The organism is Pseudomonas sp. Irchel s3b6 (assembly GCF_900187415.1).
In the GTDB taxonomy this organism is placed as follows: domain Bacteria; phylum Pseudomonadota; class Gammaproteobacteria; order Pseudomonadales; family Pseudomonadaceae; genus Aquipseudomonas.
Window position 1 is genome coordinate 158,555 of the sequence record NZ_FYDM01000002.1, and the last position, 24,711, is coordinate 183,265.

At 61.6% G+C, this 24,711-nt stretch carries 24 protein-coding genes and 1 pseudogene; 7 read left to right on the top strand and 18 right to left on the bottom strand.

Annotated features, from left to right (window positions below; all coding sequences use genetic code 11):
- Positions 1–7 precede the first annotated feature (7 nt).
- Together CKW07_RS04235 and rluC are read right to left on the bottom strand one after the other, a co-directional pair.
- Positions 8–670 carry an HAD-IA family hydrolase gene (locus CKW07_RS04235; protein WP_095143741.1) on the bottom strand — a complete coding sequence of 221 codons (663 nt, stop codon included), beginning with the start codon at positions 668–670 and terminating at the stop codon, positions 8–10.
- A complete protein-coding gene (gene rluC, locus CKW07_RS04240; RefSeq protein ID WP_095143742.1) occupies positions 660–1,616 on the bottom strand; it encodes a 23S rRNA pseudouridine(955/2504/2580) synthase RluC in 957 nt (318 codons plus the stop codon). Before rluC ends, CKW07_RS04235 begins: the two co-directional genes overlap by 11 nt.
- Positions 1,617–2,355: 739 nt before the next feature.
- Here rluC and rne point away from each other — a divergent pair.
- Positions 2,356–5,532, top strand: coding sequence for a ribonuclease E (rne, locus tag CKW07_RS04245; protein WP_095143743.1), 3,177 nt, complete (start codon positions 2,356–2,358; stop codon positions 5,530–5,532).
- Between the two features lie 89 nt (positions 5,533–5,621).
- Here the strand turns inward: rne and CKW07_RS04250 are convergent, their stop codons facing one another.
- The 10 genes and pseudogenes from CKW07_RS04250 to CKW07_RS04295 form a co-directional block, all read right to left on the bottom strand.
- Positions 5,622–6,203, bottom strand: a complete 582-nt coding sequence (locus CKW07_RS04250; protein WP_095143744.1) for an NTP transferase domain-containing protein — start codon at positions 6,201–6,203, stop codon at positions 5,622–5,624.
- A 20-nt stretch (positions 6,204–6,223) separates the two neighbouring features.
- A pseudogene (locus tag CKW07_RS25625) lies at positions 6,224–6,334 on the bottom strand ((2Fe-2S)-binding protein); the annotation flags it as partial.
- A gap of 316 nt (positions 6,335–6,650) precedes the next feature.
- Positions 6,651–7,670 (bottom strand): UDP-N-acetylmuramate dehydrogenase, encoded by a 1,020-nt coding sequence (gene murB, locus CKW07_RS04260; RefSeq protein ID WP_095143745.1) that lies wholly within the window; start codon positions 7,668–7,670, stop codon positions 6,651–6,653.
- Complete coding sequence (locus tag CKW07_RS04265; protein WP_095143746.1) at positions 7,667–8,131, bottom strand: low molecular weight protein-tyrosine-phosphatase; 465 nt, start codon at positions 8,129–8,131, stop codon at positions 7,667–7,669. Before CKW07_RS04265 ends, murB begins: the two co-directional genes overlap by 4 nt.
- Positions 8,131–8,895, bottom strand: a complete 765-nt coding sequence (kdsB, locus tag CKW07_RS04270) for a 3-deoxy-manno-octulosonate cytidylyltransferase (RefSeq protein WP_095143747.1) — start codon at positions 8,893–8,895, stop codon at positions 8,131–8,133. Before kdsB ends, CKW07_RS04265 begins: the two co-directional genes overlap by 1 nt.
- Positions 8,892–9,077, bottom strand: a complete 186-nt coding sequence (locus CKW07_RS04275) for a Trm112 family protein (protein WP_095078806.1) — start codon at positions 9,075–9,077, stop codon at positions 8,892–8,894. The genes kdsB and CKW07_RS04275 overlap by 4 nt, the downstream gene beginning before the upstream one ends.
- A 23-nt stretch (positions 9,078–9,100) precedes the next feature.
- Entirely contained in the window at positions 9,101–10,111 is a 1,011-nt protein-coding gene (lpxK, locus tag CKW07_RS04280; protein WP_095143748.1) for a tetraacyldisaccharide 4'-kinase, read from the bottom strand.
- On the bottom strand, positions 10,111–10,539 hold the full coding sequence (locus CKW07_RS04285) for a biopolymer transporter ExbD (protein WP_095078804.1): 429 nt from the start codon (positions 10,537–10,539) through the stop codon (positions 10,111–10,113). Before CKW07_RS04285 ends, lpxK begins: the two co-directional genes overlap by 1 nt.
- Positions 10,536–11,171, bottom strand: a complete 636-nt coding sequence (locus CKW07_RS04290; protein WP_172736474.1) for a MotA/TolQ/ExbB proton channel family protein — start codon at positions 11,169–11,171, stop codon at positions 10,536–10,538. The genes CKW07_RS04285 and CKW07_RS04290 overlap by 4 nt, the downstream gene beginning before the upstream one ends.
- Positions 11,172–11,263: 92 nt before the next feature.
- On the bottom strand, positions 11,264–13,504 hold the full coding sequence (locus CKW07_RS04295) for a DNA internalization-related competence protein ComEC/Rec2 (RefSeq protein WP_095143749.1): 2,241 nt from the start codon (positions 13,502–13,504) through the stop codon (positions 11,264–11,266).
- 135 nt (positions 13,505–13,639) lie between these two features.
- Between CKW07_RS04295 and CKW07_RS04300 the strand changes: the two genes are divergently transcribed.
- A complete protein-coding gene (locus CKW07_RS04300; protein WP_095143750.1) occupies positions 13,640–14,155 on the top strand; it encodes a DUF2062 domain-containing protein in 516 nt (171 codons plus the stop codon).
- 65 nt (positions 14,156–14,220) lie between these two features.
- On the opposite strand, the gene CKW07_RS04305 is transcribed toward CKW07_RS04300, so the two are convergent.
- The 4 genes from CKW07_RS04305 to CKW07_RS04320 all read right to left on the bottom strand — a co-directional run bounded on the left by CKW07_RS04305 (position 14,221) and on the right by CKW07_RS04320 (position 17,389).
- Positions 14,221–15,000: an ABC transporter permease gene (locus CKW07_RS04305; protein ID WP_095143751.1), complete on the bottom strand. Its 780-nt coding sequence runs from the start codon at positions 14,998–15,000 to the stop codon at positions 14,221–14,223.
- Complete coding sequence (locus tag CKW07_RS04310) at positions 14,997–15,929, bottom strand: ABC transporter ATP-binding protein (RefSeq protein WP_095143752.1); 933 nt, start codon at positions 15,927–15,929, stop codon at positions 14,997–14,999. Before CKW07_RS04310 ends, CKW07_RS04305 begins: the two co-directional genes overlap by 4 nt.
- 133 nt (positions 15,930–16,062) lie before the next feature.
- The gene (locus tag CKW07_RS04315) at positions 16,063–16,686 is read right to left on the bottom strand and encodes a glutathione S-transferase family protein (RefSeq protein WP_095143753.1); all 624 of its coding nucleotides are present in this window, start codon (positions 16,684–16,686) and stop codon (positions 16,063–16,065) included.
- Positions 16,687–16,729: 43 nt separating this feature from the next.
- Positions 16,730–17,389 (bottom strand): transglutaminase family protein, encoded by a 660-nt coding sequence (locus CKW07_RS04320; RefSeq protein WP_095143754.1) that lies wholly within the window; start codon positions 17,387–17,389, stop codon positions 16,730–16,732.
- A gap of 238 nt (positions 17,390–17,627) precedes the next feature.
- Here CKW07_RS04320 and CKW07_RS04325 point away from each other — a divergent pair, with 238 nt between their 5' ends.
- Entirely contained in the window at positions 17,628–20,075 is a 2,448-nt protein-coding gene (locus CKW07_RS04325) for an acyl-CoA dehydrogenase (protein ID WP_095143755.1), read from the top strand.
- A gap of 95 nt (positions 20,076–20,170) precedes the next feature.
- Positions 20,171–20,569 (top strand): PA2817 family protein, encoded by a 399-nt coding sequence (locus CKW07_RS04330; RefSeq protein WP_095143756.1) that lies wholly within the window; start codon positions 20,171–20,173, stop codon positions 20,567–20,569.
- A 73-nt stretch (positions 20,570–20,642) separates the two neighbouring features.
- On the opposite strand, the gene CKW07_RS04335 is transcribed toward CKW07_RS04330, so the two are convergent.
- On the bottom strand, positions 20,643–21,641 hold the full coding sequence (locus tag CKW07_RS04335; protein ID WP_095143757.1) for a LysR family transcriptional regulator: 999 nt from the start codon (positions 21,639–21,641) through the stop codon (positions 20,643–20,645).
- 91 nt (positions 21,642–21,732) lie between these two features.
- Between CKW07_RS04335 and CKW07_RS04340 the strand changes: the two genes are divergently transcribed.
- The 3 genes from CKW07_RS04340 to CKW07_RS04350 all read left to right on the top strand — a co-directional run bounded on the left by CKW07_RS04340 (position 21,733) and on the right by CKW07_RS04350 (position 23,871).
- Positions 21,733–22,359: a hypothetical protein gene (locus CKW07_RS04340; RefSeq protein ID WP_095143758.1), complete on the top strand. Its 627-nt coding sequence runs from the start codon at positions 21,733–21,735 to the stop codon at positions 22,357–22,359.
- Positions 22,360–22,460: 101 nt separating this feature from the next.
- Positions 22,461–23,231, top strand: coding sequence for a 2OG-Fe(II) oxygenase (locus CKW07_RS04345; RefSeq protein WP_095143759.1), 771 nt, complete (start codon positions 22,461–22,463; stop codon positions 23,229–23,231).
- A 1-nt stretch (position 23,232) separates the two neighbouring features.
- Positions 23,233–23,871 (top strand): LysE family translocator, encoded by a 639-nt coding sequence (locus CKW07_RS04350; RefSeq protein ID WP_095143760.1) that lies wholly within the window; start codon positions 23,233–23,235, stop codon positions 23,869–23,871.
- 55 nt (positions 23,872–23,926) lie between these two features.
- Here the strand turns inward: CKW07_RS04350 and CKW07_RS04355 are convergent, their stop codons facing one another.
- Entirely contained in the window at positions 23,927–24,691 is a 765-nt protein-coding gene (locus tag CKW07_RS04355) for an ABC transporter ATP-binding protein (protein ID WP_095143761.1), read from the bottom strand.
- Between the last annotated feature and the right edge of the window lie 20 nt (positions 24,692–24,711).

A 24,711-nucleotide genomic window follows, 5' to 3' on the forward strand; every position in this document is an offset into this window, starting at 1 on the left:
CACAAACTTAATTGGCCCGCTGACCCAGCCAGGCGCGCAATTGCGAAAAATGATCTATGGCCAGTCGCGGCTCGAACGCGCGCAACGCCTCGATGGATTGAGCCCCATAACTGACCGCCACGGACGCCATGCCAGCATTACGCGCCATCTGCAGGTCGAATGACGAATCCCCGACCATCAACGCCCGCCCGGCACCAACACCACAATGCGCCAGAATCTGCTCAAGCATCAATGGGTGCGGCTTGCTGGCCGTCTCGTCGGCGGCGCGGGTGATATCGAAATACGCCTCCCAGCCATGGGACTTGAGCACTCGATCGAGTCCGCGCCGCGCCTTGCCGGTGGCGACCGCCAATTGATAGCCCTCGGCCCGAAACGCTTCAAGCGACTCGGCGACACCTTCAAACAACGGTGAAGGCTCGGACTCCAGGGCGACGTAGTGATCGGCATAGTGCTGACGAAAGGCCACCAGTTCGGCATCGCCGATCTCTGGATACAAGGTGCGAATCGCCTCCGGCAAACCCAGACCGATAATTCCCTTGACCGCCAGGTCATCACACAATGCAAAACCCGACCGCTCGGAGGCGACATGCATCGCCTCGACAATCCGCCCGATGGAGTCGGCCAGCGTGCCGTCCCAGTCAAAGATCAGCAGCGAGTAGTCAGGGTGCACTCAGGCGCTCCACGGTCTTGGCCCACATCTCATCCACAGGCGCCTGCAGCTTGAGCTCGCCACCATCGGGCAACGGCACGGTCAGCATGTAGGCATGGAGAAACAGGCGCTTGCCGCCCAGGTCGCGAATCTCCTTGGAAAAATCCTCGTCGCCGTACTTGCTGTCTCCGGCGATCGAGTGGCCAGCGTGCAGGGTATGGACGCGAATCTGATGGGTACGCCCGGTAACCGGCTTGGCCTCGACCAGGGTGGCGAAATCACCGAAGCGACGCAGTACCTTGAACAAGGTCAGCGCTTCCTTGCCCTCCTCATCCACTTCCACCATGCGCTCGCCGGAGCGCAGGTTGCTCTTTTGCAACGGCGCACGAACACTCTTGATGGAGGACGCCCAATTGCCACGCACCAGCGCCATGTAGCGCTTGTCCACGCCGTCACCGCGCAAGGCGGTATGCAGATGGCGCAACATGCTGCGCTTCTTGGCAATCATCAGCAGCCCGGAGGTGTCGCGGTCCAACCGGTGGACCAGTTCCAGCTCCTTGGCATCCGGGCGCAACTGACGAAAGGCTTCAATCACTCCGAAACTCAGGCCGCTGCCACCGTGCACAGCGATACCGCAAGGCTTGTTGATCACGATCAGCGCCTTGTCTTCGAAGACAATCGAGGCTTCCAGGCGCTGTAACAGACCTTGCGCCAGCGGCACCGGCTCGTCGCGCTCAGGCACGCGAACCGGCGGAACGCGCACAATGTCGCCCGCCTGCAGCTTGTACTCGGGCTTGATCCGCCCCTTGTTCACTCGCACTTCGCCTTTACGCAAAATGCGGTAAATCAAGGTCTTGGGCACGCCTTTGAGCCGAGCAAGAAGGAAGTTATCAATACGTTGGCCGGCATATTCCGGCGAGACCTCAAGCAGTTGTACGGCTGGGGTCGAGGGGGCTGTAGTCGTCATGGCGGGAATGATAACAATTTTTTATGGAATTGAAGCACTTAATCATTGCTGCTATAGTCGCGAACGCCGCCAAAAGCGGCCTGGACAGAGGACAAACGGCAAGTTGCCGGCCCTGACCAACGCAATTCATCAGGACGCGAGGCCGTCCTACGGGGCTTTCGCATCGATCGGAAGGTTCGTGATTGTAACAAGCGCAGGTGACATGAGGCCTGAAGCGAGCGCAACCAGACGGTACCATTCGTCAGTTACGCCGATATTTACGGCCAGTTCACAAAGTGCAGTCAGTCTCGAATCAGACCTTGAGCGAATGCTTCGGAAACAACGCCTGTTACAGCCGGGTGCTGGCGAAAACGCCCTCACCCGGTCTTGAGTAGCCATGAGCGTGGACTCCCCTTTGGAGAACACGGTAAATGCCAACCCGCTGCGGATTCTGCGCGCGGCAGCACCCGAATTATCAGGGATACGTGTAGGGTGGAGATGCACAACCGTCGGACCGTGTAGCACTAGGCTTATATTTAGACGCTTCATCTCGTCCACAGTCGCCGGTTGATTCCTCCTCCTGACTGAGTGCTTAAGTAGCCACAGCAAGCAGGACGCGTACGTCGCGACGAAGGCCCACATTGGCCGGACATCGCTGGACACGGGAATGGCCAACCACTCCCGACGCACCTGACACCGACCGTGAGAAGTCGTGTGTGCCGAACGCCGTTTCCGGCAGCCCGGAAACCGACGGTACTACATGAAAAGAATGCTGATTAACGCAACTCAACCCGAAGAGTTGCGTGTTGCACTGGTAGATGGCCAGCGCCTCTACGACCTGGACATCGAATCCGGTGCACGCGAGCAGAAGAAGGCCAACATCTATAAAGGCCGGATTACTCGCATCGAACCAAGCCTTGAGGCTGCCTTTGTCGATTTCGGCTCTGAGCGCCACGGCTTCCTGCCCCTCAAAGAAATCTCCCGCGAATACTTCAAGAAGACCCCTGAAGGCCGCGTCAACATCAAGGACGTCCTGAGCGAAGGCCAGGAAGTCATCGTTCAGGTGGAAAAAGAAGAACGTGGCAACAAGGGCGCCGCCCTGACCACCTTCATCAGCCTGGCCGGTCGCTACCTGGTACTGATGCCGAACAACCCGCGTGCTGGCGGTATCTCCCGTCGCATCGAGGGTGAAGAACGCAATGAACTGCGCGAAGCCCTGAACGGCCTGGTTGCCCCGGCCGACATGGGCCTGATCGTGCGCACTGCCGGCCTTGGCCGCAGCAGCGAAGAAATGCAGTGGGACCTCGATTACCTGCTGCAACTGTGGACCGCCATCAAGGAAGCGTCCCTGGATCGTTCCGCGCCGTTCCTGATCTATCAGGAAAGCAACGTGATCATCCGCGCGATCCGCGACTACCTGCGCCAGGACATCGGCGAAGTGCTGATCGACAGCGTTGAAGCCCAGGACGAAGCCCTGACCTTCATCCGCCAGGTGATGCCGCAGTACGCCAGCAAGATCAAGCTGTACGAAGACAGCGTTCCGCTGTTCAACCGTTTCCAGATCGAAAGCCAGATCGAGACCGCCTTCCAGCGCGTCGTTGAACTGCCTTCCGGCGGCTCCATCGTTATCGATCCGACCGAAGCCCTGGTGTCCATCGACATCAACTCGGCGCGCGCTACCAAAGGCAGCGATATCGAAGAAACCGCCCTGCAGACCAACCTTGAAGCTGCCGAAGAAATCGCCCGTCAGTTGCGCCTGCGCGACATCGGCGGCCTGATCGTCATCGACTTCATCGACATGACCCCTGCCAAGAACCAGCGCGCCGTGGAAGAAAAAGTCCGCGAATGCCTGGAAGCCGACCGCGCACGCGTGCAGATCGGTCGCATCTCGCGCTTCGGCCTGCTGGAAATGTCCCGTCAGCGCCTGCGTCCATCCCTGGGTGAAAGCAGCGGCATCGTCTGCCCGCGCTGCAGCGGCACCGGCATCATCCGTGACGTCGAATCGCTGTCGCTGGCGATCCTGCGCCTGATCGAAGAAGAAGCCCTGAAAGACCGCACCGCCGAAGTTCGCGCCCAGGTGCCGATCCCGGTGGCTGCGTTCCTGCTCAACGAAAAACGCAACTCGATCACCAAGATCGAACTGCGCACCCGTGCCCGCATCGTCATTCTGCCGAACGATCACCTCGAAACGCCGCACTTCGAAGTTCAGCGCCTGCGCGATGACAGCCCGGAAGCCGCTACCGGCCAGTCGAGCTATGAAATCGCCGCTGCTGCCGCCGAAGTCGAAGACGTCCAGCCGGCCGCTGCAACCCGCACCCTGGTTCGCCAGGAAGCGGCAGTGAAAACTGCTCCGGCCCGCGCCAATGCTCCGGTTCCAACCGAAGTAGCTGCTCCGGCCCCAGCCCCTACGCCGGTTGCCGTCCCTGAACCAAGCCTGTTCAAAGGCCTGGTGAAGTCGCTGGTCAGCCTGTTCGCCACCAAGGAAGAGCCAGCGGCTCCGGTTGTGGTTGAAAAGCCTGCTGCCGAGCGTCCGGCACGCAACGAAGAACGTCGCACCGGTCGCCAGCAGAGCCGCAGCCGTAACGGCCGCCGCGATGAAGAGCGCAAGCCACGTGAAGAACGTGCACCGCGCGAAGAGCGCGCACCACGTGAGCCACGCGAAGAACGCCAGCCACGCGAAGCCCGCGAAGAGGCCCCGGTGGTCGCTCGCGAAGAACGCGCACCTCGCCCACCTCGTGAAGAGCGTGCACCACGCGCTCCGCGCGAAGACCGCAAGCCACGTGGCGAGCGCGAAGAGCGCCCGGTGCGTGAACTGCGCGAACCGCTGGATGCCGTGCCAGCCGCGCCAGCCGCTGCTGCTGTCGCTGAAGAGCGTCCGGCTCGTCCGCCACGCGAAGAACGCGCGCCACGCCCACCGCGTGAAGAGCGTCAACCACGTGCTGAACAGGCTGTCGCCGCTGCTGCCGAAGAAGAGCTGCCGACCAACGAAGAGCAACTGCAGGAAGATGGCCAGGAAAACGCCGAAGGCGATCGTCCACGCCGCCGCTCCCGCGGTCAGCGTCGTCGCAGCAACCGTCGCGAGCGTCAGCGTGATGCCAACGGCAACGTGATCGAAGGCCCGGAAGAGACCGAAGGCAGCGAAGAGCCAACGGGCACTGAACTGGCTGCCGGCCTGGCCGTGACCGCCGCCGTTGCCAGCACTGTAATCAGCGCGCCTGCTGAAGCCCAGGCTCACCAACAGGCTGAACGTGCGACTGCCGCCGCGACTGAAGCACCCGCCCAGGAAGAAACGGCCCAGGTTGAAGCGCCAGTCGTGGAAGCCACCACTCCAGTCGAAGCGCCAGCCGCTCCTGCTGTAGAAGTTGCTCCAGTGGTTGAAGCCCAGCCTGAAGTGCAAGCTGCGGCTGAAGCCCCCGTCGCGATTGCAGAGCCTGCGGTTGAAGCTCCTACCGCCGTTGAAGCGCCAGTCGCTGAACAGGCACCGGAAGTTCGTGAAGAGCAAACCGCATTCAACTGGGTTGCCGAGCCTGTTGCCGTCGAAGCACCGGCACCGGTTGCTGAAGTGGTTGCCGAAGTGGCCGCTGCTGCCGAACCTGCGCCAGTAGAGGCACCAGTGGTTGCCGAAGTGGCCGCACCGGTTGTCGAAGCTGCCCCTGTCAGCGCCCTGACCGAAAATGGTCGTGCGCCGAACGACCCACGTGAAGTGCGTCGTCGCAAGCGTGAAGCCGAGCGCCTGCAGAAGGAAGCCGAACTGGCAGCCGCTGCTGCACCGGCCGTCGTGGCTGAAGTGGTGGAAGCAGCACCTGCTCCGGCCGCCGAAGTCACTGCCGAACCCGCCGCCCCGACCATCGACGAAAACCTGCGCTCCTTCGAAGAAGCGGCAGAGCAACAACCCGAGGCCCTGGAAAAAGAGCACGAGCCTAAACCGCTCGCCTGATTCCGTCCACCACTGAAAAGCCCCGCCTGGTAACCCAGGCGGGGCTTTTTTATACGTCACCGCCGACCTTCAATGAAACAGCGCCGGGACTACTTGAAGACCAGAGCCCCTGGCACATCAACATCCCAAAGCACTCCAGGATCCTCCACCGCCACCTCCACCACCTTCGCCGAAGCAAACAACGGCTTGGCTCCACGATCCCCGGACAACGCCATCAACGCCTTGCCGAACGTCCGCCCGAATCCCACGGGATGCCCAAACTCGCCCCCCTGCACCGGCACACTGATGGTGTCGACTGCAACGCCGTCAACAATCCGCTCGATGCTCGATGGCAAGATAAACGGCATATCCCCCAACACCACCAGCCAGCCCTCAAGCGCCGGACAAACAGCCACGGCCGCCGCCAGGCTGTCCCCCATTCCGGTCGACGCCAGCAGCAGTACTTCACAGCCATACGCTCGCGCCAGTCGCGCCACCTCAGGGCGATCCGGGGTAGTCACCAGCACCCGCCTTCCGACACGTGCAGGCACATTGCGCAGCGCTTGCTCGATCACCGGCCGGACAACACCGTCGCGCCCCTGGCACAGCGCCAACAGCTTGTCCTGATCGGCACCCGCCACCTGACGGTAACGACTGCCCTGTCCGGCCGCGAGAATGATTGCGCCCACCATCAGGCTTCAGCCTGCCGTCGGCCAAACCGGGGACCACTGCATCCGGACGCGTCACGGATTGCCCAGAGCAACGACACCTCCTCGACGACATCCTGTTGAGGATCTTGACCATTGAGCTTCAGGGTAATCATGGGCACGCCTGCCTATCGGAAGGGTTATGGGATAGAGCAATCCACCGCAGCACTGCAACGGTTCGGTACGCGCAGATTGACTCTGGCTAACGGGCACTCTTGCGAAGCCGTGGCTTCGCCAGCAGGCCAGGTTAGCCCGACATCAGCCAAAAAAGCCCCGCTTTGGCATGCGTATGTAGGAGCGAGCGTGCTCGCGATGGACGCTAACGATAACGCGTACCTTCTGATTGAACGCGTTGCTCTTGAATACATCGCGAGCGTGCTCGCTCCTACATAGGTCGGCGTTCGGCTTGAAGCTTGAAACTTGAAGCCTGCCTCAATACTGGTTGGGTTCCATTTCCAGCGCGACGTTGAAGCGCTCGGCAATGTCTTTCTGAATGCGCCGGGCCAGGCCGAGCAATTCAAGCCCGGTGGCGGCGCCATAGTTGACCAGCACCAGCGACTGCAAGCGATGCACACCCGCATCCCCCTCGCGAAAGCCCTTCCAGCCCGCTTGCTCGATCAGCCAGCCGGCCGCCAGCTTGACCTGACCGTCGGCTTGCGGATAACCGATCAGGCCCGGATGGGCGAGTCGAAGTTCGGCAGCAAGCGCGGCCGGGACCAACGGATTCTTGAAGAAGCTGCCGGCATTGCCCAGTACCGCGGGATCGGGCAGCTTTTCATTGCGAATGCTGCAGATCGCCTGGCTGACATCCGTCGCGGTCGGGTGTTCGATCCCTTGCTCGGTCAGCCGCTGACGCACCGGACCGTATTCCAGGTGCAAATGCTCGACGCGATCCAGGGCAAAGCGCACCCGCAAAATCAGCCAGCGGCCAACCTGCTGCTTGAACAGGCTGTCCCGGTAGGCAAAGTTGCAGTCGGCCAGGGTGAAATCCCGCAACTCGCCAGTCTGGCGATCCAGTGCGGTCAAACCGGCAAACACGTCCTTGATCTCCACACCGTAGGCGCCAATGTTCTGCATCGGCGCCGCACCGACCGTCCCGGGAATCAGGCTGAGATTCTCAAGGCCCGACAACCCCTGTGCCAGGGTCCACTGCACGAATGGGTGCCAGGTTTCACCCGCCTCGGCCTCGATCACTACCCGACGGCCATCGTCGCTCACTTGACGAATGCCCCGGGTGGCCATGCGCAGCACCAACGCCGGGATATCCGCCGTCAGCAACAGGTTACTGCCACCGCCGATGACCAGCAGCGGTATCGCCTGCGCGTGCGAATACGCCAGCGCTTCGCGCACATCGGCATCGCTGTGCGCTTGCGCGAACAGCTGCGCACGAACATCCACGCCAAAGCTGTTGAACGGCTTGAGCGAAACCTGCGGCTGCAGGTGCAAAGTCATAAGCGTCCCTTCAATTCAATCACCAGCAAATCGCAGGCTTGCTCGATCAGGTCCAGCACCTGCTCGAAGCCTTGCTCGCCGTCGTAATAAGGATCCGGCACGTCGTCCACGCTCGACTCATAACGGCGCAGGAACAGATCCAGCTCCGCCCTGCCCTTTGCCGGCTGCAAGGCCTTGAGGTTGCGCAGGTTGCTGCTGTCCATGGCCAGGATCAGGTCGTAGCTGGAGAAATCCGCGCGCGTCACCAGCCGGGCGCGCTGCACGGACAGGTCATAGCCACGGCGCAAGGCTGCTGCCTGGCTTCGCTTGTCCGGCGCCTTGCCGACATGCCAGTCACCCGTGCCCGCGGAAGCCACTTCGACCTGATCGGCCAGCCCCGTTGCACGCAGTTTGTGCCGCAGCACACCCTCGGCCGTGGGCGAACGACAGATGTTGCCCAGGCAGACAAACAAAACCCGCATCAGGCCTCCAGCAGGCGACGAACGCGCTCGAGGTCTTCAAGCGTGTCGACCCCCGGCGGTGGGGCAATCAATGCATCGGCGACATGGATCCGCACGCCGTGCCACAGGGCGCGCAACTGCTCCAGGCACTCGGTGTCTTCCAGCCAGCACGGACCCCAACTGACGAAGTCGTGCAGGAAACCGGCGCGGTAGGCATAGATACCGATATGACGGCGGTACGGTACACCGGCCGGCAAGTGGTCCTGGCTCTTGGCAAAGGCGTCACGCGCCCATGGCAAGGTCGCACGACTGAACGTCAGCGCCAGGCCGTCCAGGTCGCTGACGACCTTGACCACGTTAGGGTTGAACAGGGTTTCGGCGTCTTCAATCGGTTCGGCGAGGGTGGCCATGCGGGCCTCGGTGTGGGCCGCCAGATTGGCGGCGACCTGATCGATCACACTCGGCGGAATCAGCGGCTCGTCACCCTGCACGTTGACCACAATGGCGTCCGGCGCAAGCCCCAACAGGGTGGCGACTTCGGCCAGGCGATCGGTGCCGGAGTTGTGATCGACCCGGGTCATCACCACTTCGGCGCCAAAGGCCTTGCAGGCCTCTTCGATGCGCACATCATCAGTGGCCACCACGACACGCTCGGCACCGCTTTTGCTGGCCTGTTCCCAGACATGCTGGACCATCGGCTTGCCGGCGATCATTTGCAGCGGCTTGCCCGGCAAGCGGGTGGACGCAAAACGCGACGGAATCACCACAGTGAAAGCCGTACTCATTTGTCCAGGCGCTCTTCGGTCGTCAGGGTACGGGCTTCGCTTTCGAGCATCACCGGGATGCCATCACGGATCGGGAAAGCCAGGCCGGCACCTTTGCTGATCAGCTCGGTTTTGTCGGCGCTGAGCTTGAGCGGGCCTTTGCAGACCGGGCAAGCAAGGATATCGAGCAGTTTGGTGTCCATGAAAACTCCCTGGATAAAGCGTGTTAAGGCAAAAGACGTGCGGGTAATAGCCGCATCAGCTGCGTATCGAACCAGGCCACGAAAGCCGGTGATGGCACCGCATCCACCGCCAGGTACCACCAGTCTTGTGCCGCGAAGGACCGGCATTTCACCGCATCCTTTTCAGTCATGACCAATGGCAGCGGCGGCATGAAATTCAACGTCGCCGCGCTGTACTCGGCGTGGTCGGCAAAAGCATGCGCTACAGGCTGCCAGTGTAGCGTTTCAAGGGTATTGAAGAAACGTTGCGGATTACCGATACCCGCCACGGCGTGCAATGCCTGCCCCGCCGGAAAATGCTCAAGGCCGCGACGTTCGCCCGTCAGCAGGTTGACCAGCGCAGTCGGTTGCAGGCGGAAGGCAAAACCCTCGTCGCGATCCGTCTCGGCACCATTGAACAGCACCGCATCGACGCTTTGCAGGCGCTCGATCGGCTCGCGCAGTGGTCCTGCCGGCAGGCAACGCTTGTTGCCCAGCCCACGCGCCGCATCAATCAGCACCAGCTCAAGGTCACGCGCCAGGCGGTAATGCTGCATCCCGTCATCCGACAGGATCAGGTCCAACGGTTCGGCCGCCAGCAACGCCTGAACGGCTCGACTGCGATCGGGGTCGATCATCAAGGGAACGCCGGTGCGCTGAACGATCAACAGGGGTTCATCACCCGCCACCGCCGCGCTCTGCTCTGGCTCGACCCGCCACGGCAGTTGCGGCGGCGTGGCCCCGTAACCGCGACTGACCACGCCCACCCGCAGGCCGGCCCGTTGGCAGTGCTCGATCATCCACAGAATCAAGGGCGTCTTGCCCGTGCCGCCAACGGTAATGTTGCCGACCACGATCAAGGGAATCGGTGGCTGGTAAATCTCACCCTCACCCGCCAGGAACCGCTCACGCTTGGCTGTAACCACGCGCCGGTACAGCCACTCCAGTGGCGCCAAGAGCTTGAGTGCCGGATGGCCGGCGTACCACGCCGCGAGCAAACGATCGGAGATGGCCATCAGGGAGTCGGCGCCGCCTCAACGGTGGTCATGCGCAAATGCGTGAACCCCAGCTTGCCGGCGGCATCCATGGCGGTGATGACCGCCTGGTGCTGCGCCTTGCCATCGGCGCTGATGGACAGCGGCAGCGTGGTGTCGCCATTGGATTCTTTCTTCAAGGCGTCGATCAGACTGGCCAGATCATTCTTGGGCAACAACTGATTGTTGACCGAGAACGCACCTTCGGCGCTGATGGCGACATCCAGCTGCTTGGCCTGCTGGTCTTCGGCGGGGGAACCACTGACCGCTTCCGGCAAGTCGACACGCAACTGGGTTTCCCGGGTAAAGGTGGTGGTCACGACGAAAAACAGCAGCAGGATAAACACCACATCGATCAGCGACGCGAGGTTGATGTCGACATTTTCCCGTGGCTTGCGACGGAATTTCACGCTTTGCCCTCGGCCAGGTCGACATCCCGATCACCCTGCAGCACTTCCACCAGTTTGATGGCTTCCTGCTCCATGCCGACGACGAGCTCATCGATGCGCCGTTGCAGGAAACGGTGGAAGAACACCGCCGGGATACCCACCATCAGGCCCGCGGCCGTGGTGATCAAGGCCTTGGAAATACCACCGGCCAGCACCGAGGCATTGGCAGTCATGCCACCGCCCATGAACGAGCTGAAAATGTCGATCATGCCCAGCACCGTACCCAGCAACCCCAGCAACGGCGCCATGGCGGCGATGGTGCCCAAGGCGTTGATGTAGCGCTCCAGCTCGTGGATCACCCGGGCGGCGGCTTCCTCGATGCATTCCTTCATGATCTCGCGACCATGACGGGAGTTGGCCAGGCCCGCCGCGAGGATCTCTCCCAGCGGCGAGTTGGCGCGCAATTCCTTGAGTTTGTCCTTGTTGAGTTTCTTGTCCTTGATCCAGACCCAGACCTGCCCGAGCAGATGCTCCGGGGTCACACGGCTGGCACGCAGGGTCCACAGGCGCTCGGCGACGATGCCCAATGCCGCGATGGAGCTCAAAATGATCGGCAGCATCATCCAGCCGCCGGATTTGACCAATTCCCACACAGTGACAGTCCCCTCGAAAAAGTGCGCCACTTTACCATACACACTCGACATAGAGGCTCGGCTCACCGACGACCGTGATATCCCCGCCTCCTTCAAGGCGAATGGCTGACGGGCGGCGCCGCGCGCCAGAAGCGTGGTTGCTGGCGCATGGATTCAGCCGGCCCGAACGTCCCGAGACGCACACGCACGGCCCCTTGCTCCACACTGTCGAGGACCTGCACCCCCAACCTGCGGTAACGCGCCACCACTTGGGGATGGGGGTGACCAAAATTGTTGTTGTGACCGCGGGAAATCAGCGCGGCCTTGGGGGCCAGCGCCTCCACAAAGGCTTGCGAAGACGAACTGCGGCTGCCGTGATGGGGGGCCAGCAGCCAATCAGTGGAGACGGCCAACGGGCTCTTGAGCAAGGCCCGTTCGGCATGGGCATCAATGTCGCCCGTCAGCAGAAAACGTTCGCCACCGGCCTCGACCAGCAAGACACAGGAGCGTTGATTGCTGTCACCGGCCCGGTCCCATTGCCACAGCACAAAGCGCACGCCATCCCACTCCCAGTGCTCGCCACTGACGCAAGCCCTGGCCCGCAGCACTTTCGGCAAGCCCTGGAGCTCTCCGCCGATAACCTGTGTTACCGGCAGCCCCCTGTAGACCGAACGCGCGCCCCCAGCGTGATCGGCATGGGCGTGGCTGATCAACATCAGGTCCAGCCGGCGAACCCCCAGCTTGCGCAAGGCCGGCAGGACCACCTGCTCACCCAGATCGAGGTCGCCGAAACCTGGACCTGCGTCATAGAGCAATGTGTGATGACGGGTGCGCACCACCATGGCCAAACCCTGACCGACATCCAGTTGCCAGATTTCAGCCATGCCTTCCGGCACCGTGCTTCGCGGCGGGAACACCAGCACCAGCAGCATCGGCCAGCCCAGCCACCGCAGCGGCACGCCACTGGGCAACAACAGCAAAACGGCGCCAAGGGCCCCCACGCCCCAGGCCCAGGGTGAAATGGCCGGAGCCTGCCATGCCGGCACCTTCCCCGCCGCCAAGGCCAGGCCCTTGAACAATACGTCCAGCAGGCCACCCGCCAGCCATAACAAGCCTTCGCCAACATAAGGCAACGGCAACAGCAGTGTTCCCAGCAACGCCGGGGGCAACACCAGCAGACTGATCCAGGGCACGGCCAGCAGATTGATCAGCGGTCCGGTCAGGCTGACGGGAAGCCCCAGTATCAACAACGCCGGGAACAGGCCGATGGCTATCAACCACTGCGCTCGCGTCCAGGTCTGCCACCAACGCCACGCACCTAGTCGACCGCCAAAGGTGAAGATCAACACCGCCACGGCCACAAACGACAGCCAGAATCCCGGCCGCAAGCTCGCCAGCGGATCCAGCAACAGCACCGCGTTCAGCGCCAGCAGCAACGGCCACCAGGCCCCCAGATGACGAAAACGCAGGCGCCACAACAACACCAGCCCGATCATCACACACGCCCTGCGCACCGGCACCTGGAACCCGGCCAGCACCCCGTAGCCCAGCGCCGCCGTAAACGCCAGACCGCACGCCCACGGCAGCCACGCCAGGCGTCGGGGCCACAGCCCGTAACGCGCCAGCCCGGCAACCAGCAGGTACACCATGCCAGCCAACAAGCCGATATGCTGCCCGGAGATCACCAGCAAGTGCACGGTGCCGGTGTCCTGCAATACGCGCCAGTCATCGCGACTCAATCCGGATCCATCGCCCAGCACCAGCGCCGTCAGCGCAGCCGCGCGCCCCTGGGCGTCCACCGCCAGCAGGCGCTGGCGAATGGCATCACGCCAGGCCCCTTGCGCCGGCCTGAGCAATTGCCCGTCCTTGACCGTTCCCGTGGCACCGATGCGTTGCGCCAACAACCAGGCCTCGTAATCAAAGGCATGGGGATTGAGCAGACCTGCCGGGCGCTTCAACTTCACCGCCAGGCGCCAGCGCTCGCCACTGTTGACCGGCGGGCCGCCGTACCAGGCCAGTCGCATCAGGCTGGGCAACGGCGTACGTCGCGCCTGGCCATCGGCCAATTCGAAACGCACTACGCCCGGGGTTTCTTGCGGCAAGCCGACCACCCGCCCCTCGACCCAGCGGGTTTGACCGTCAAGGTCGGGTGTCAGGCGGTCAGTCAGTGCCCAATGGGCGCTGGCGCATGCCCAGGTGAAACCCAGCAGAAAAAACGCCAGTGCATAGGTGCGAAACGGCAGCAGCATCAGGGCCAGCACCGGTAACGACAGCAACAGCCCGACCGGCGGTAGCACCGGTAAAAAAACCAGGGTCAACAGACCCATCGCGAGCGCCAACATCCCTGTGCGCATAAGCCCGTCCTTGAGAGTTCCCTCTCTTGGATTAGCCGAGTCACAGAGGCCCGCGTTTATTAATTGTCACAAAGTCTGAATTGGCGCTCAGTAGAATCCGGGCATACTTGCCGCTTGATCTGACCGAGAAGCCCTATGCCCCGGCGCTTATTCAAACGCTACATGCCAGACCCGACCAGCATCAAGGAACACAAATCCTTACGCTTTCTCGGCACACTGCTGCATGATCCCAACCTCTGGCACCTCAATCGGCATTCGGTTGCCCGGGCCATGGCCGTGGGTCTGTTCGCCGCCTTTTTGCCGATTCCCATGCAGATGCTAGTGGCGGCCGCCCTTGCGATCTCGGTGCGCGGCAATATTCCGATTGCGGTGAGCCTGGTCTGGCTGACCAATCCGATCACCATGCCCGTGGTGTTTTTCTGCACCTATCAGACCGGCGCCTGGCTGATGAATGTACCGGCGCGCAGCCTGCCGGACGAACTGACCTGGGAATGGATCAGCGGCGAACTGGCGAGCCTTTGGCAGCCGTTCCTGCTGGGATCGGTGGTGGCGGGCCTGGTGCTGGGTGCCCTGGCCTACTGCATGACCATGACCTACTGGCGCTGGTGGGTCAGCCGGCAATGGACGCGGCGTAAGAAAAGTCGGCTGTAGCAGCTGCAAGCTGCAAGCTGCAAACCAAATCAACAGCTTGAGGCTTGTAGCTTGCAACTTGAAGCTTACGTCCTCATCCCCCGCCCGCTGACCAGCAGCCGCGCACAGCCGACGTACAGCACCACGGTGGCAACCAGCATGAAGGTGATGGCGATGCTGATCCTGATGTCCGAGACGCCCAGGATACCGTAGCGGAAAGCGTTGACCATGTGCAGCACCGGGTTGGCCAACGACACCGTCTGCCAGAACGGCGGCAACAGGCTGATCGAGTAGAACACCCCGCCCAGGTAAGTCAGCGGCGTCAACACGAAGGTCGGGATAATCGAGATATCGTCGAAGTTGCGCGCAAAGACCGCGTTGATAAACCCCAGCAACGAGAAGATCGTCGCCGTCAGCACCACCACCAGGATAGTCACCCCCAGGTGATGCACCTGAAGGTCAGTGAAGAACAGCGACAGCAAGGTCACGATGATCCCGACCATCAACCCGCGCAGCACACCGCCCAGGGTGTAGCCGATCAGGATGGTGTGGGGCGAAACCGGTGACACCATCAGTTCTTCGATGGAGCGCTGGAACTTGCTGCCGAAGAAACTCGACACCACGTTGCCGTAGGAGTTGGTGATCACCGACATCATGATCAGGCCCGGCACGATGTACTCCATATAGGTGAAGCCACCCATATCGCCGATCTGCCGACCAATGAGGTTACCGAAGATCACGAAGTACAAGACCATGGTAATAGCCGGCGGCAGCAGCGTCTGCGGCCAGATCCGGGTAAAGCGCCGGACCTCGCGGTAAACGATGGTGTTGAGTGCGACGAGGTTGGGTTGCAGTTCGGAACTCATACGGCCACCTTCGCCAGGTTTTTCTCCACCAGGGACACGAACAGCTCCTCGAGGCGATTGGTTTTGTTACGCAGGCTCAGCACTTCGATGTTCTGCGTGGCCAGTTGACCGAACAGCGCCGTGATGCCAGCGGCCTTATCGACCTGGACTTCCAGGGTATGGCTGTCCAGCAGGCGGCTCGGGTAGCCGATCAGCTGCGGCGCGACCTTCATGTCGTGCTTGAGGTCCAGCAGGAAGGTTTCGACATGCAGTTGGCCGAGCAGGTTACGCATGCTGGTGTTTTCGACGATCGTGCCGTGGTCGATGATGCCGATGTTGCGGCACAGCTGTTCAGCCTCCTCCAGATAATGGGTGGTGAGGATGATGGTGATGCCTTTCTGGTTCAGCTCGGTCAGGAAGCTCCACATCGAGCGACGCAATTCGATGTCCACGCCGGCGGTCGGTTCGTCGAGGATCAGCAGGCGTGGCTCGTGTACCAGCGCCCGGGCAATCATCAGGCGACGCTTCATGCCGCCCGACAGCGAGCGCGACGGCACATCGCGCTTGTCCCACAGACCGAGTTGGGTCAGGTACTGCTCGGCACGTTCCTTGGCAACCCTGGACGGAATGCCGTAGTAACCCGCCTGGGTCACCACGATATCGAAGGTCTTTTCGAACTGGTTGAAGTTGAATTCCTGTGGCACCACCCCGATGCTGCGCTTGAGCGCGGCCGGGTTGCGGTCCAGGTCGTGGCCAAAGATATTCACCGTGCCGCTGGTCTTGTTCACCAGGGTTGAAAGAATGCCGATGGTCGTGGATTTGCCGGCGCCATTGGGGCCGAGCAAGGCGAAAAAGTCACCTTCGACGACATCCAGATCGATACCACTCAGGGCCTGGAAACCGTTGCCGTAGGTTTTGGTTAGCTGCCGGATGGACAGAGCAGAACTCATATCGGATTTACGCACCAAGAAGGGGAAGTAAGGAACAAGTAAGGGCGGCGGCGAGCAAGACAACCGCGACGCATGAGCGCAATGGTGCTTGGCGGCGCCGCACAAGTACAGTCACCTGTGTTGATAGTCAGTATTAAGTCAACGCAGTCATGACCGCTTTTTGATAGGCCGGGCGCGGCTTCAAACGCTGGTACCAGGCGTGCAGGTGCGGTTGCGGTGCACGCTCGATCGGCATTTCGAACCAGGCATAAATGAAGCTGCCCAAGGGAATGTCGCCCATGCCGATGTCATCACCGGACAGATAAGGCTGGTCGGCCAGTGCCCGGTCGGCCATCGACAGCAAGCCATCGCAGGTAGCGATGGCGGCCTTGATCGCGATCCAGTCCTGTTGTTCGGCCGGCGTGCGCAACACGCCCCAGAACACCGTGCGAAACGGGTCGGCAAAGCTGGACGTGGTCCAGTCCATCCACTTTTCCGCTGTCGCGCGGGCCTGCAGGTCGGCCGGATACCAGGACGAACCACTGGCATGACGGGCCATGAGGTAGCGTACGATGGTGTTCGACTCCCACAACACGAAGCCGTCATCCTCAATGACCGGTATGCGACCATTGGGGTTCATCGCCCGATATTCCGGGGTATCGACCACACCGAAGGCGCCGCCTGCGTCCACGGCCTGATAATTCAGGCCAAGCTCCTCGGCCGCCCACAACGCCTTCCTGACATTCGATGAATTCTTCCGTCCCCAGATCTTCAGCATGACCGCCCCTCAATGGATGAATGCCGAGGGAGTCTACGCCGGATCAGGCCCGGCTCAAATCGCTCTGCATATCACCCAGCAAGGCTGGCGACTGATCGCCGAACAAATGCGGATAGCACTGCTCAAGGTGCTTGAAAAAGAAATCCTCGGGCACATCGACAAACTGGCCATGGTCGACCAGGTACTCCATCGACTGCAGTCCCTGGCGATTGAAGGGGTGAAACACGCTATCGTTGCGCCCATCGAACTCCAGCGGTGGCACATCGAACAATTCGCAGAGCCTGGCATTGAACGCCGGCGTAGCCTTGACCCAGCGCCCCTGCAGATACAGTTCGGTATAACCGTGCATGGCGAACACATCGCTCCTGAGTAGCTCGATCAGGCGCGGCGTCGACAAGTGATTGCGGACGTCCGCCAGGCCGATGCGTGCGGGGATGCCGCAATGCCGGGCACAGCCTGCCAATAGCGTGGCCTTGGGCACGCAGTAGCTTTCGCCGGTCGCCAGCGCATAGCTGCCACGCAAGGTCGCCGGATCACGACTGAAGGTATAGGGGTTGTAGCGCACCGCCTCGCGCACCGCGCCATACAGGTTGATTGCCTGCTCGATCGGGTCACGGCTGCTGCCACGGTGTTTTTCGGCGAACTCCACCACCGCAGGGTGGTCACTATCGATGAAGCGGCCGGGACTCAGATACTCGTGCATGAGAACAATCTCCTGGAGAAGCCCCGAGTCTAGCGACACCTTCAGCACAGAGATAACGACATTTCGGCCAAACATCAGCGTTTGTTGCGTGCTCTTCCAAGGTTTTCGTCGGCCCCGGCAACGCTGCCACCCACCCTGTTTCCTGCCTGTTCAAACACACCGCGCGCACTGCCCCCTTTTACAGATGCCGTCTACGCTCTGGAGGTGGTTTTGCCCTTGGTTTCACGGAGGATTGACTATGTTGCTGTTGTGGATACTGGTACTGGTGTTCGGGATTGCCTGGCTGGCTCACCGCCGCACCGCGCCCCTGCCCGCCCTGGGCATCATTGCGGTCTACCTGGTGGCGATGAGCGTCTTGAGTCGCGCACCCGGCTGGTTGCTATTGATATTCTGGATCATGCTCGCGGTCGTGGCCGCTCCCCTGCTGCTGCCAGACCTGCGCCGCAAGTTGTTCAGTGCGCCGCTGTTCAGCTGGTTCCAGAAAACCCTGCCACCGATGTCACAAACCGAACGCGACGCGATCGATGCCGGCACGGTCTGGTGGGATGGTGATCTGTTCAGCGGTCGCCCGGACTGGAACAAACTGCTGGCCTACCCCAAGGCGCAGTTGAGCGAAGAAGAGCAAGCCTTCATCGATGGTCCGACTGAAGCGTTGTGCGCGATGGTCAGCGACTGGCGCATCGGCCAGACCATGGACCTGCCGACCGAGGCCTGGGCGCACATCAAGCAGAACGGTTTTTTTGCCCTGATCATTCCCAAAGAGTATGGCGGCAAGGGATTTTCGGCCTTCGCCAACTCGCAAGTGGCGATGAAGCTGGCCACCCGCAGTGGCGACCTGGCGTCCACCGTGATGGTCCCCAACTCCCTTGGCCCGGCCGAACTGCTCCTGCACTACGGCACCGAAGCACAACGAAACCACTACCTGCCCCGACTGGCGCGCGGCGATGACATCCCCTGTTTCACGCTGACCGGCCCCCTGGCTGGCTCCGACGCAGGCTCGATGCCCGACACCGGGGTGGTCTGCAAAGGCCAATGGCAAGGCCAGGAAACCCTGGGCCTGCGGTTGAACTGGGAAAAGCGCTACATCACCCTGGGACCGGTCGCCACCCTGCTCGGCCTGGCATTCAAGGCCTATGACCCGGACCATCTGCTGGGCGACCAGGAAGACCTGGGCATCAGCCTCGCGCTGGTCCCCACCGATATCGCCGGCGTGGAAATCGGCCGCCGTCATCTGCCCCTCGGCGCCTCCTTCATGAACGGCCCGAACTCAGGCAAGGACGTGTTCGTACCGCTGGATTTCATCATCGGCGGCCAGGAAATGCTCGGCAAGGGCTGGATGATGCTGATGAACTGCCTGTCGGTCGGGCGTTCGATTTCGCTGCCGGCCGTCGGCACCGGTGCCGCCAAGTTCACCAGCCTGGTGACGGGCCAGTACGCGCAGGTCCGCGAGCAGTTCAACGTCCCGCTCGCGGCCTTCGAAGGCATTCAGGAAGCCATGGCGCGTATCGGTGGTAACGCCTGGATGATGGACGCGGCGCGCATGCTCACGGCCACCGCGCTGGACCTTGGAGAAAAGCCATCGGTGCTGTCGGCAGTCCTCAAGTACCACCTCACCGAGCGCGGGCGCGAATGCATCAGCCATGCGATGGATGTCCACGGTGGCAAGGCGATCATCATGGGCCCCAACAACTACCTGGGTCGCAGCTGGAACGGCGCGCCAATCTTCATCACTGTCGAAGGCGCGAACATTCTATCGCGCAACCTGATGATCTTCGGCCAAGGCGCGATCCGCAGCCATCCATTCGTACTCCAGGAAATGGCCCTCGCCAGCCGCGAAGACAAGGACCAGGCGCTCAAGGAGTTCGATGGCCTGTTGCTCAGGCACATCGGATTTGCCTTGGGTAACGCCGCCAGCACCCTGATGCTCAACCTCGGTGTTGGCCACTTCGAACGCGCTCCGGGAGACAGGCTCAGCCAGCGCTACTGCCGAGCCCTCAACCGTCAGGCCGCGGCCTTCGCCCTGCTGGCCGACCTGAGCATGATGCTGCTGGGGGGTGAACTGAAACGTCGCGAACGCCTGTCGGCCCGCCTGGGCGATGTACTGAGCAACCTGTACCTGGCCTCCGCTGCGCTCAAGCGTTATCACGACCTCGATTCGCCGCAGCACATGACGCCCCTGTTTACCTGGGCCATGGAGGAAAGCCTGGGACAGTCCGAGCGCGCGCTCGATGAATTGCTGAGCAACTTCCCGAGCAAGGTATTGGGCTGCCTGCTACGGGTCATCGTGTTTCCGTTCGGGCGGCGCCACAAGGGCCCGTCGGACACTCTCGCGGCCGAGGTGGCGGCGGTGATCGGTCGCGCCAAAGGCGATCCGACCCTCGAAGAACTGCTGGGCGGTTGCTACCGTCCACAATCGCTCGAGGACCCGGTCGGCGCCCTGCAACAGGCCTGCGACCTGTTGAGCGCTGTACAGCCGCTGCAGAAAAAGCTGCACAACGCACTCAGGAGCGGGCAGTTCAAACCGGCTGCCGGAGAGCCCCTCATCGATGCCGCGCTGGAAGCCGGCGTGCTGCAACTGATAGAGGCGCAAAGCCTGCGCGAGGCCGAAGTGGCGCGGCGTAAAGTGATCGATGTCGATGACTTTTCCAAGGAGCAGCTGGAGCTGGCAGAGGGCAAGATCCGATAAAGCAACGGCACGCCCAGCGGTTCAATGATGAAATGCGGGCGTCGGAGCTATATACTCCGGCGCCCGTTTTGCTTTAGTTCTAGAGGACTCCCGTTATGCTCGACCAAACTCTCGTCCAGCTCGACCTCCTGCGCAGTATTCTGGTCGCTGTCGGTGAAGCCGAGCAGGTTCCGGAAGAAAGCCACGCGCTGTTTCTGGAGCGCTTCGACGAACTGCGCGCCTCGTTGCCGATCGATCCGATCGAAAGCCAGTACCTGGGCCAGGACCTGCTGTGCCAGGTGATCCAACGCTACCCGCAAATTGCCCACCTGGTACCACGGGACCTGCTGTGGTACTTCGCCGGCGACTGCCTGCACTACATGCCAGACGATGAAATCGACCTGTACCAGGCCCTCGAAGAACGTCGTTATGAAGCCGAGCAGAACGATGAGCCGTTTGACTGGAACCAGGAAAAGCAACTGCTGGCCCTGTCGAACCAGGACAGCAAGCACTGATCTGCGCTCAGTGACGCAACAGGCCCGTACGGTTCGACCGGCGGGCCTTTTTTGTGGGCATGAATCCTGGCCCTCAGTACAGCCCGTCACTCTCAGGCAACTCGTACTGCGCCTCGAGTTTGCCTGAACCACCGGACTTGCCCGGGTTGCTCAGGGTCGGCTCCTTCTCCAGGCACTCCACCAGATAGTCGATCAATACCCTTAGTTTGGGCGGCAGGTAGCGCGTCGGCGAATGCAGCAACCAGGCGCCGCCATGATAGGAGGCCAGAAAGGTCCAGTCCGGCAGTACCTGCACGATCAAGCCCTGTTCCAGGGCATGGCGCGCCGTGAAATACGGCAGGCTGCCAATGCCGATGTGCTGCAGCACGGCCCCCAGGCGCACGCCGGTGTGATTGGCCGCATATCGGCCACGCACGCCGACGGTAACGGCTTTGCTGCCCTTCTTGAACTTCCACCGCGCATCGCTTGGGGTTTCGCCCAGGTAGACGCAACTGTGATTGAGCAAGTCATGGGGATGGGTGGGCGTGCCGTGCTCCGCCAGGTACTGCGGTGTCGCGCACAGCATGTGGTCGATGGTCAGCAGTTGCCGCCCCACCAGCCCCGCGGGCGGGCGATCGGTAATGCGAATGGCCAGGTCGACATGATCGTCGATCAGGTCAACCTGGCGATCCTCCAGCAGCAGTTCTACATCGACCTTGGGGTAACGGCGAAGAAATTCCGGCATGTGGGGATGAATCACGAATCGTCCCACCGCCTTCGGCACGCTGACCCGCACCAGCCCTTCGGCCTCCTGGGTGAACTGACCACTGATTTCCATCACCGAACGGGCGGCGCTGACCATCTCCTGACACCGCTTGAACACTTCTTCACCGCCATCGCTCAGGCGCAATTTGCGCGTGGTGCGTTGAAGCAACCGGGTGGCCAGGGCCTTCTCCAGACGCGAGATACTGCGGCTTACCGCTGACGGTGACGAGCCCATCTGCCGAGCGGCCTCGGAGAAGCTGCCGGTCTCGACGACCTTGACGAAAGTCGCCATTTCACCCAGCAACGGCAGCGGTAGATTTATGCTCACAGCGCAACAGTCCTTTGATGTTTAAACGGATTATCACGCAATTCAGCGGTACATATAATAAAAAATAGAAATTTTAGTAAGGCCGTGGAATATGACGCTTCGCCTCTTTTTCCATAGTGATGACCTCAAGGCCAATGTGGAAGTCCTGGAATGTACGCCCTGCGAAAACGAGTTTGCCGTCGTGCTGCAGGCGACGCTGTTTCATCCCCAGGGTGGCGGCCAACCCTGTGATACCGGCTGGATTGGTGACAGTCAGGTCGTGCGCGTGACCCAGGAAGTAGATCGGATTGTGCATTACGTCGACCAGCCGGTTGCCCCGGGAATGACCCGGATACAGGTCGACGAACAGCGTCGACAACTCAATACCCGCCTGCATTCGGCCGGGCACTTGATTGGTCACTGCGCCGAATCCCTGGGCTGGATTCCCGTCAAGGCCCACCACTGGCCTGGCGAGGGTCGCGTGACGTTCATGCCGGGCCAGACGCCACAGGAGCTCAACGTCGAGACGCTCCAGAACACCCTGGCCCAGTGGATTGCCAATGATCTGCCGCGCTTGACCTCGCTACGCGAAGGCGCGCGGGAAATCGGCTTCGGTGAACTGCCCGCCTACGGCTGTGGCGGTACCCATGTACGGCGCCTGCGGGAATTAGGCACGGTCACTATCGACTCCCTTTCGCAAAAGAAAGGCGCGCTTTCAGTTCGCTACGACGTGAGCTGAGTCATTCGGCGATGACGCTGCGCTCAAGCCAGCGTCATTGCCTGAAGCTGGTGGGCCTGCACTCGCAGGCTTGATGACTCTCTGCTAGATGGACCTAAGACATGATGCTTGACGTCGGATGTCTCGATGAGACCTGCCTACAAAAACTGGCCAACGAAGAAGTGCTCGCCATCCGGCTCAAGCATTTTCTCCCCGGACCGCTCGCCCGCAAGATCGGCAACAAGATTCTCGCGCCCGGTTTCGAGGGCTACCTCAATGCTCCCAGTATCGGACGCATCGGCATGGCGTTCTACGAAGCGCAAAACCAGCCACCACTGATCGAAGACTATTTCGAGCGTGCCAGTGCCAACACCGCCGAACTGCGTGCCCGTTGCGCGCCCTACTCCTCCCCCGTCGACACCCTGCGCTGCCTGCTCGACGAGGCATGGCCAGCCGGGGCGCACCTGGAAACCCTGTACGGTCGCAAGATGTACGCCGGCCTGTCCCGAGTGGTCAAGCCCGGGGTGTGCTTCCTGGCTCACCACGACATTTTCGCCAAGGACGCACCCGATAGTTTTCAGGCCCGCAGCCTGGAGGCGCAATTTGCCTGCAACCTCTACCTGAATATGCCCACCGAAGGTGGCGCCCTGCAGATCTGGGACCACGACATCTCACCCGAGCGGTTCGATGAAATGCGCGGCGACAGCTATGGCATCGACCCGGCCCTGCTCGGCCCGCCCACCCTGGAGATCGTTCCGCAGCCCGGCGACTTCATCATGTTCAATTCACGCCGCATGCACGCGGTGACACCGGGACTGGCCGATCCACGATTGAGCCTGTCGTTTTTTGTCGGCTATCGCGGCAATGCCTCCCCCCTTACTTTCTGGAGTTGAAATGTTTTCGAATTATCTAGGCGAATTCCTGGCGCTGGCGACCATTCATTTTCTGGCCGTCGTCGCACCGGGACCTGATTTTGCGGTCACTATCCGCCAGAGTGTGCGGTTCGGGCGCGTGGTCGGGATCTGCACGGCGTTGGGTATTGGCGCCGGCATTTCGGTGCATGTGCTGTACACCTTGCTGGGAGTGGGCGCATTGATGCACACCACGCCCTGGTTACTGACAGTGGCCAAGGTGGTGGGGGGCGCCTACATTCTGTACCTCGGCGTGAGCCTGCTGCGCAGCAAACCCAAGTCGACGATCGAAGGCGAGAACACGCAAGAGCCATCGCTGGAACAGCAGACCCTGTTCAAGGCTTTCACCACAGGCTTTCTGACCAACGCCACCAACCCCAAGGCAACGCTGTTCTTCCTGGCGATATTCACTACCCTCATCAGCGCCACGACCCCCTTGCAGGTGCAGGCGCTTTACGGGCTGTGGATGTGCTTCGTCAACGCCCTGTGGTTCGTGATTGTGGCGTTGTTCTTTTCAAGCAGCCGGGTGCGGGAGTTGTTCATGCGCATGGGCCACTGGTTCGAACGGACCATGGGCGTGATCCTGATCCTGTTTGCCGGGCGCTTGATGCTCTCGCTGTGAATCCACGGGCCGGAGAGCAACGGGCAGTTGCTCTCCGGCCTGACAGCGCGGCCTGTTACTTGAGGTTACCGCTGAGGAACTGCTGCAGACGCTCGCTCTTCGGATTGCCCAGCACCTCTTCTGGCGCGCCCTGTTCCTCGACCCGCCCCTGATGCAGGAACAGCACCTGGTTGGACACTTTGCGCGCGAAGCTCATTTCGTGGGTAACCATGATCATCGTCCGGCCTTCTTCGGCCAGCCCCTGAATCACCTTGAGCACTTCGCCGACCAGTTCCGGGTCCAGGGCCGAGGTCGGCTCGTCAAACAGCATGATTTCCGGCTCCATGGCCAGCGCACGGGCAATGGCCACGCGCTGCTGCTGGCCACCAGAGAGGAACGCAGGGTACTGGTCCGCTACCCGGGCGGGCAGGCCGACCTTGTCCAGATAACGGCGAGCACGCTCTTCAGCGTCCTTTTTACTCACGCCCAGCACCCGGCGCGGGGCCATGGTGATGTTTTCCAGCACGGTCATGTGTCCCCACAGATTGAAATGCTGGAACACCATCGCCAGGCGCGTACGCAGTCGTTGCAACTCGGCATCGTCCGCCACGCGCATGCCGTGGTGATCCTTGACCATGCGAATCGACTTGCCGTCCATGCTCATGGCGCCGTCGTTGGGGGTTTCGAGAAAATTGATGCAGCGCAGGAAGGTACTCTTGCCCGAACCGCTGGCGCCGATCAGGCTGATCACATCACCGGTATTGGCCTTCAGCGAAACGCCTTTGAGTACTTCGTGGCTGCCGTAACTCTTGTGCAGGTCTTCAATCGTCAATTTGTACATGTGCGCAAGCATCCTCAACG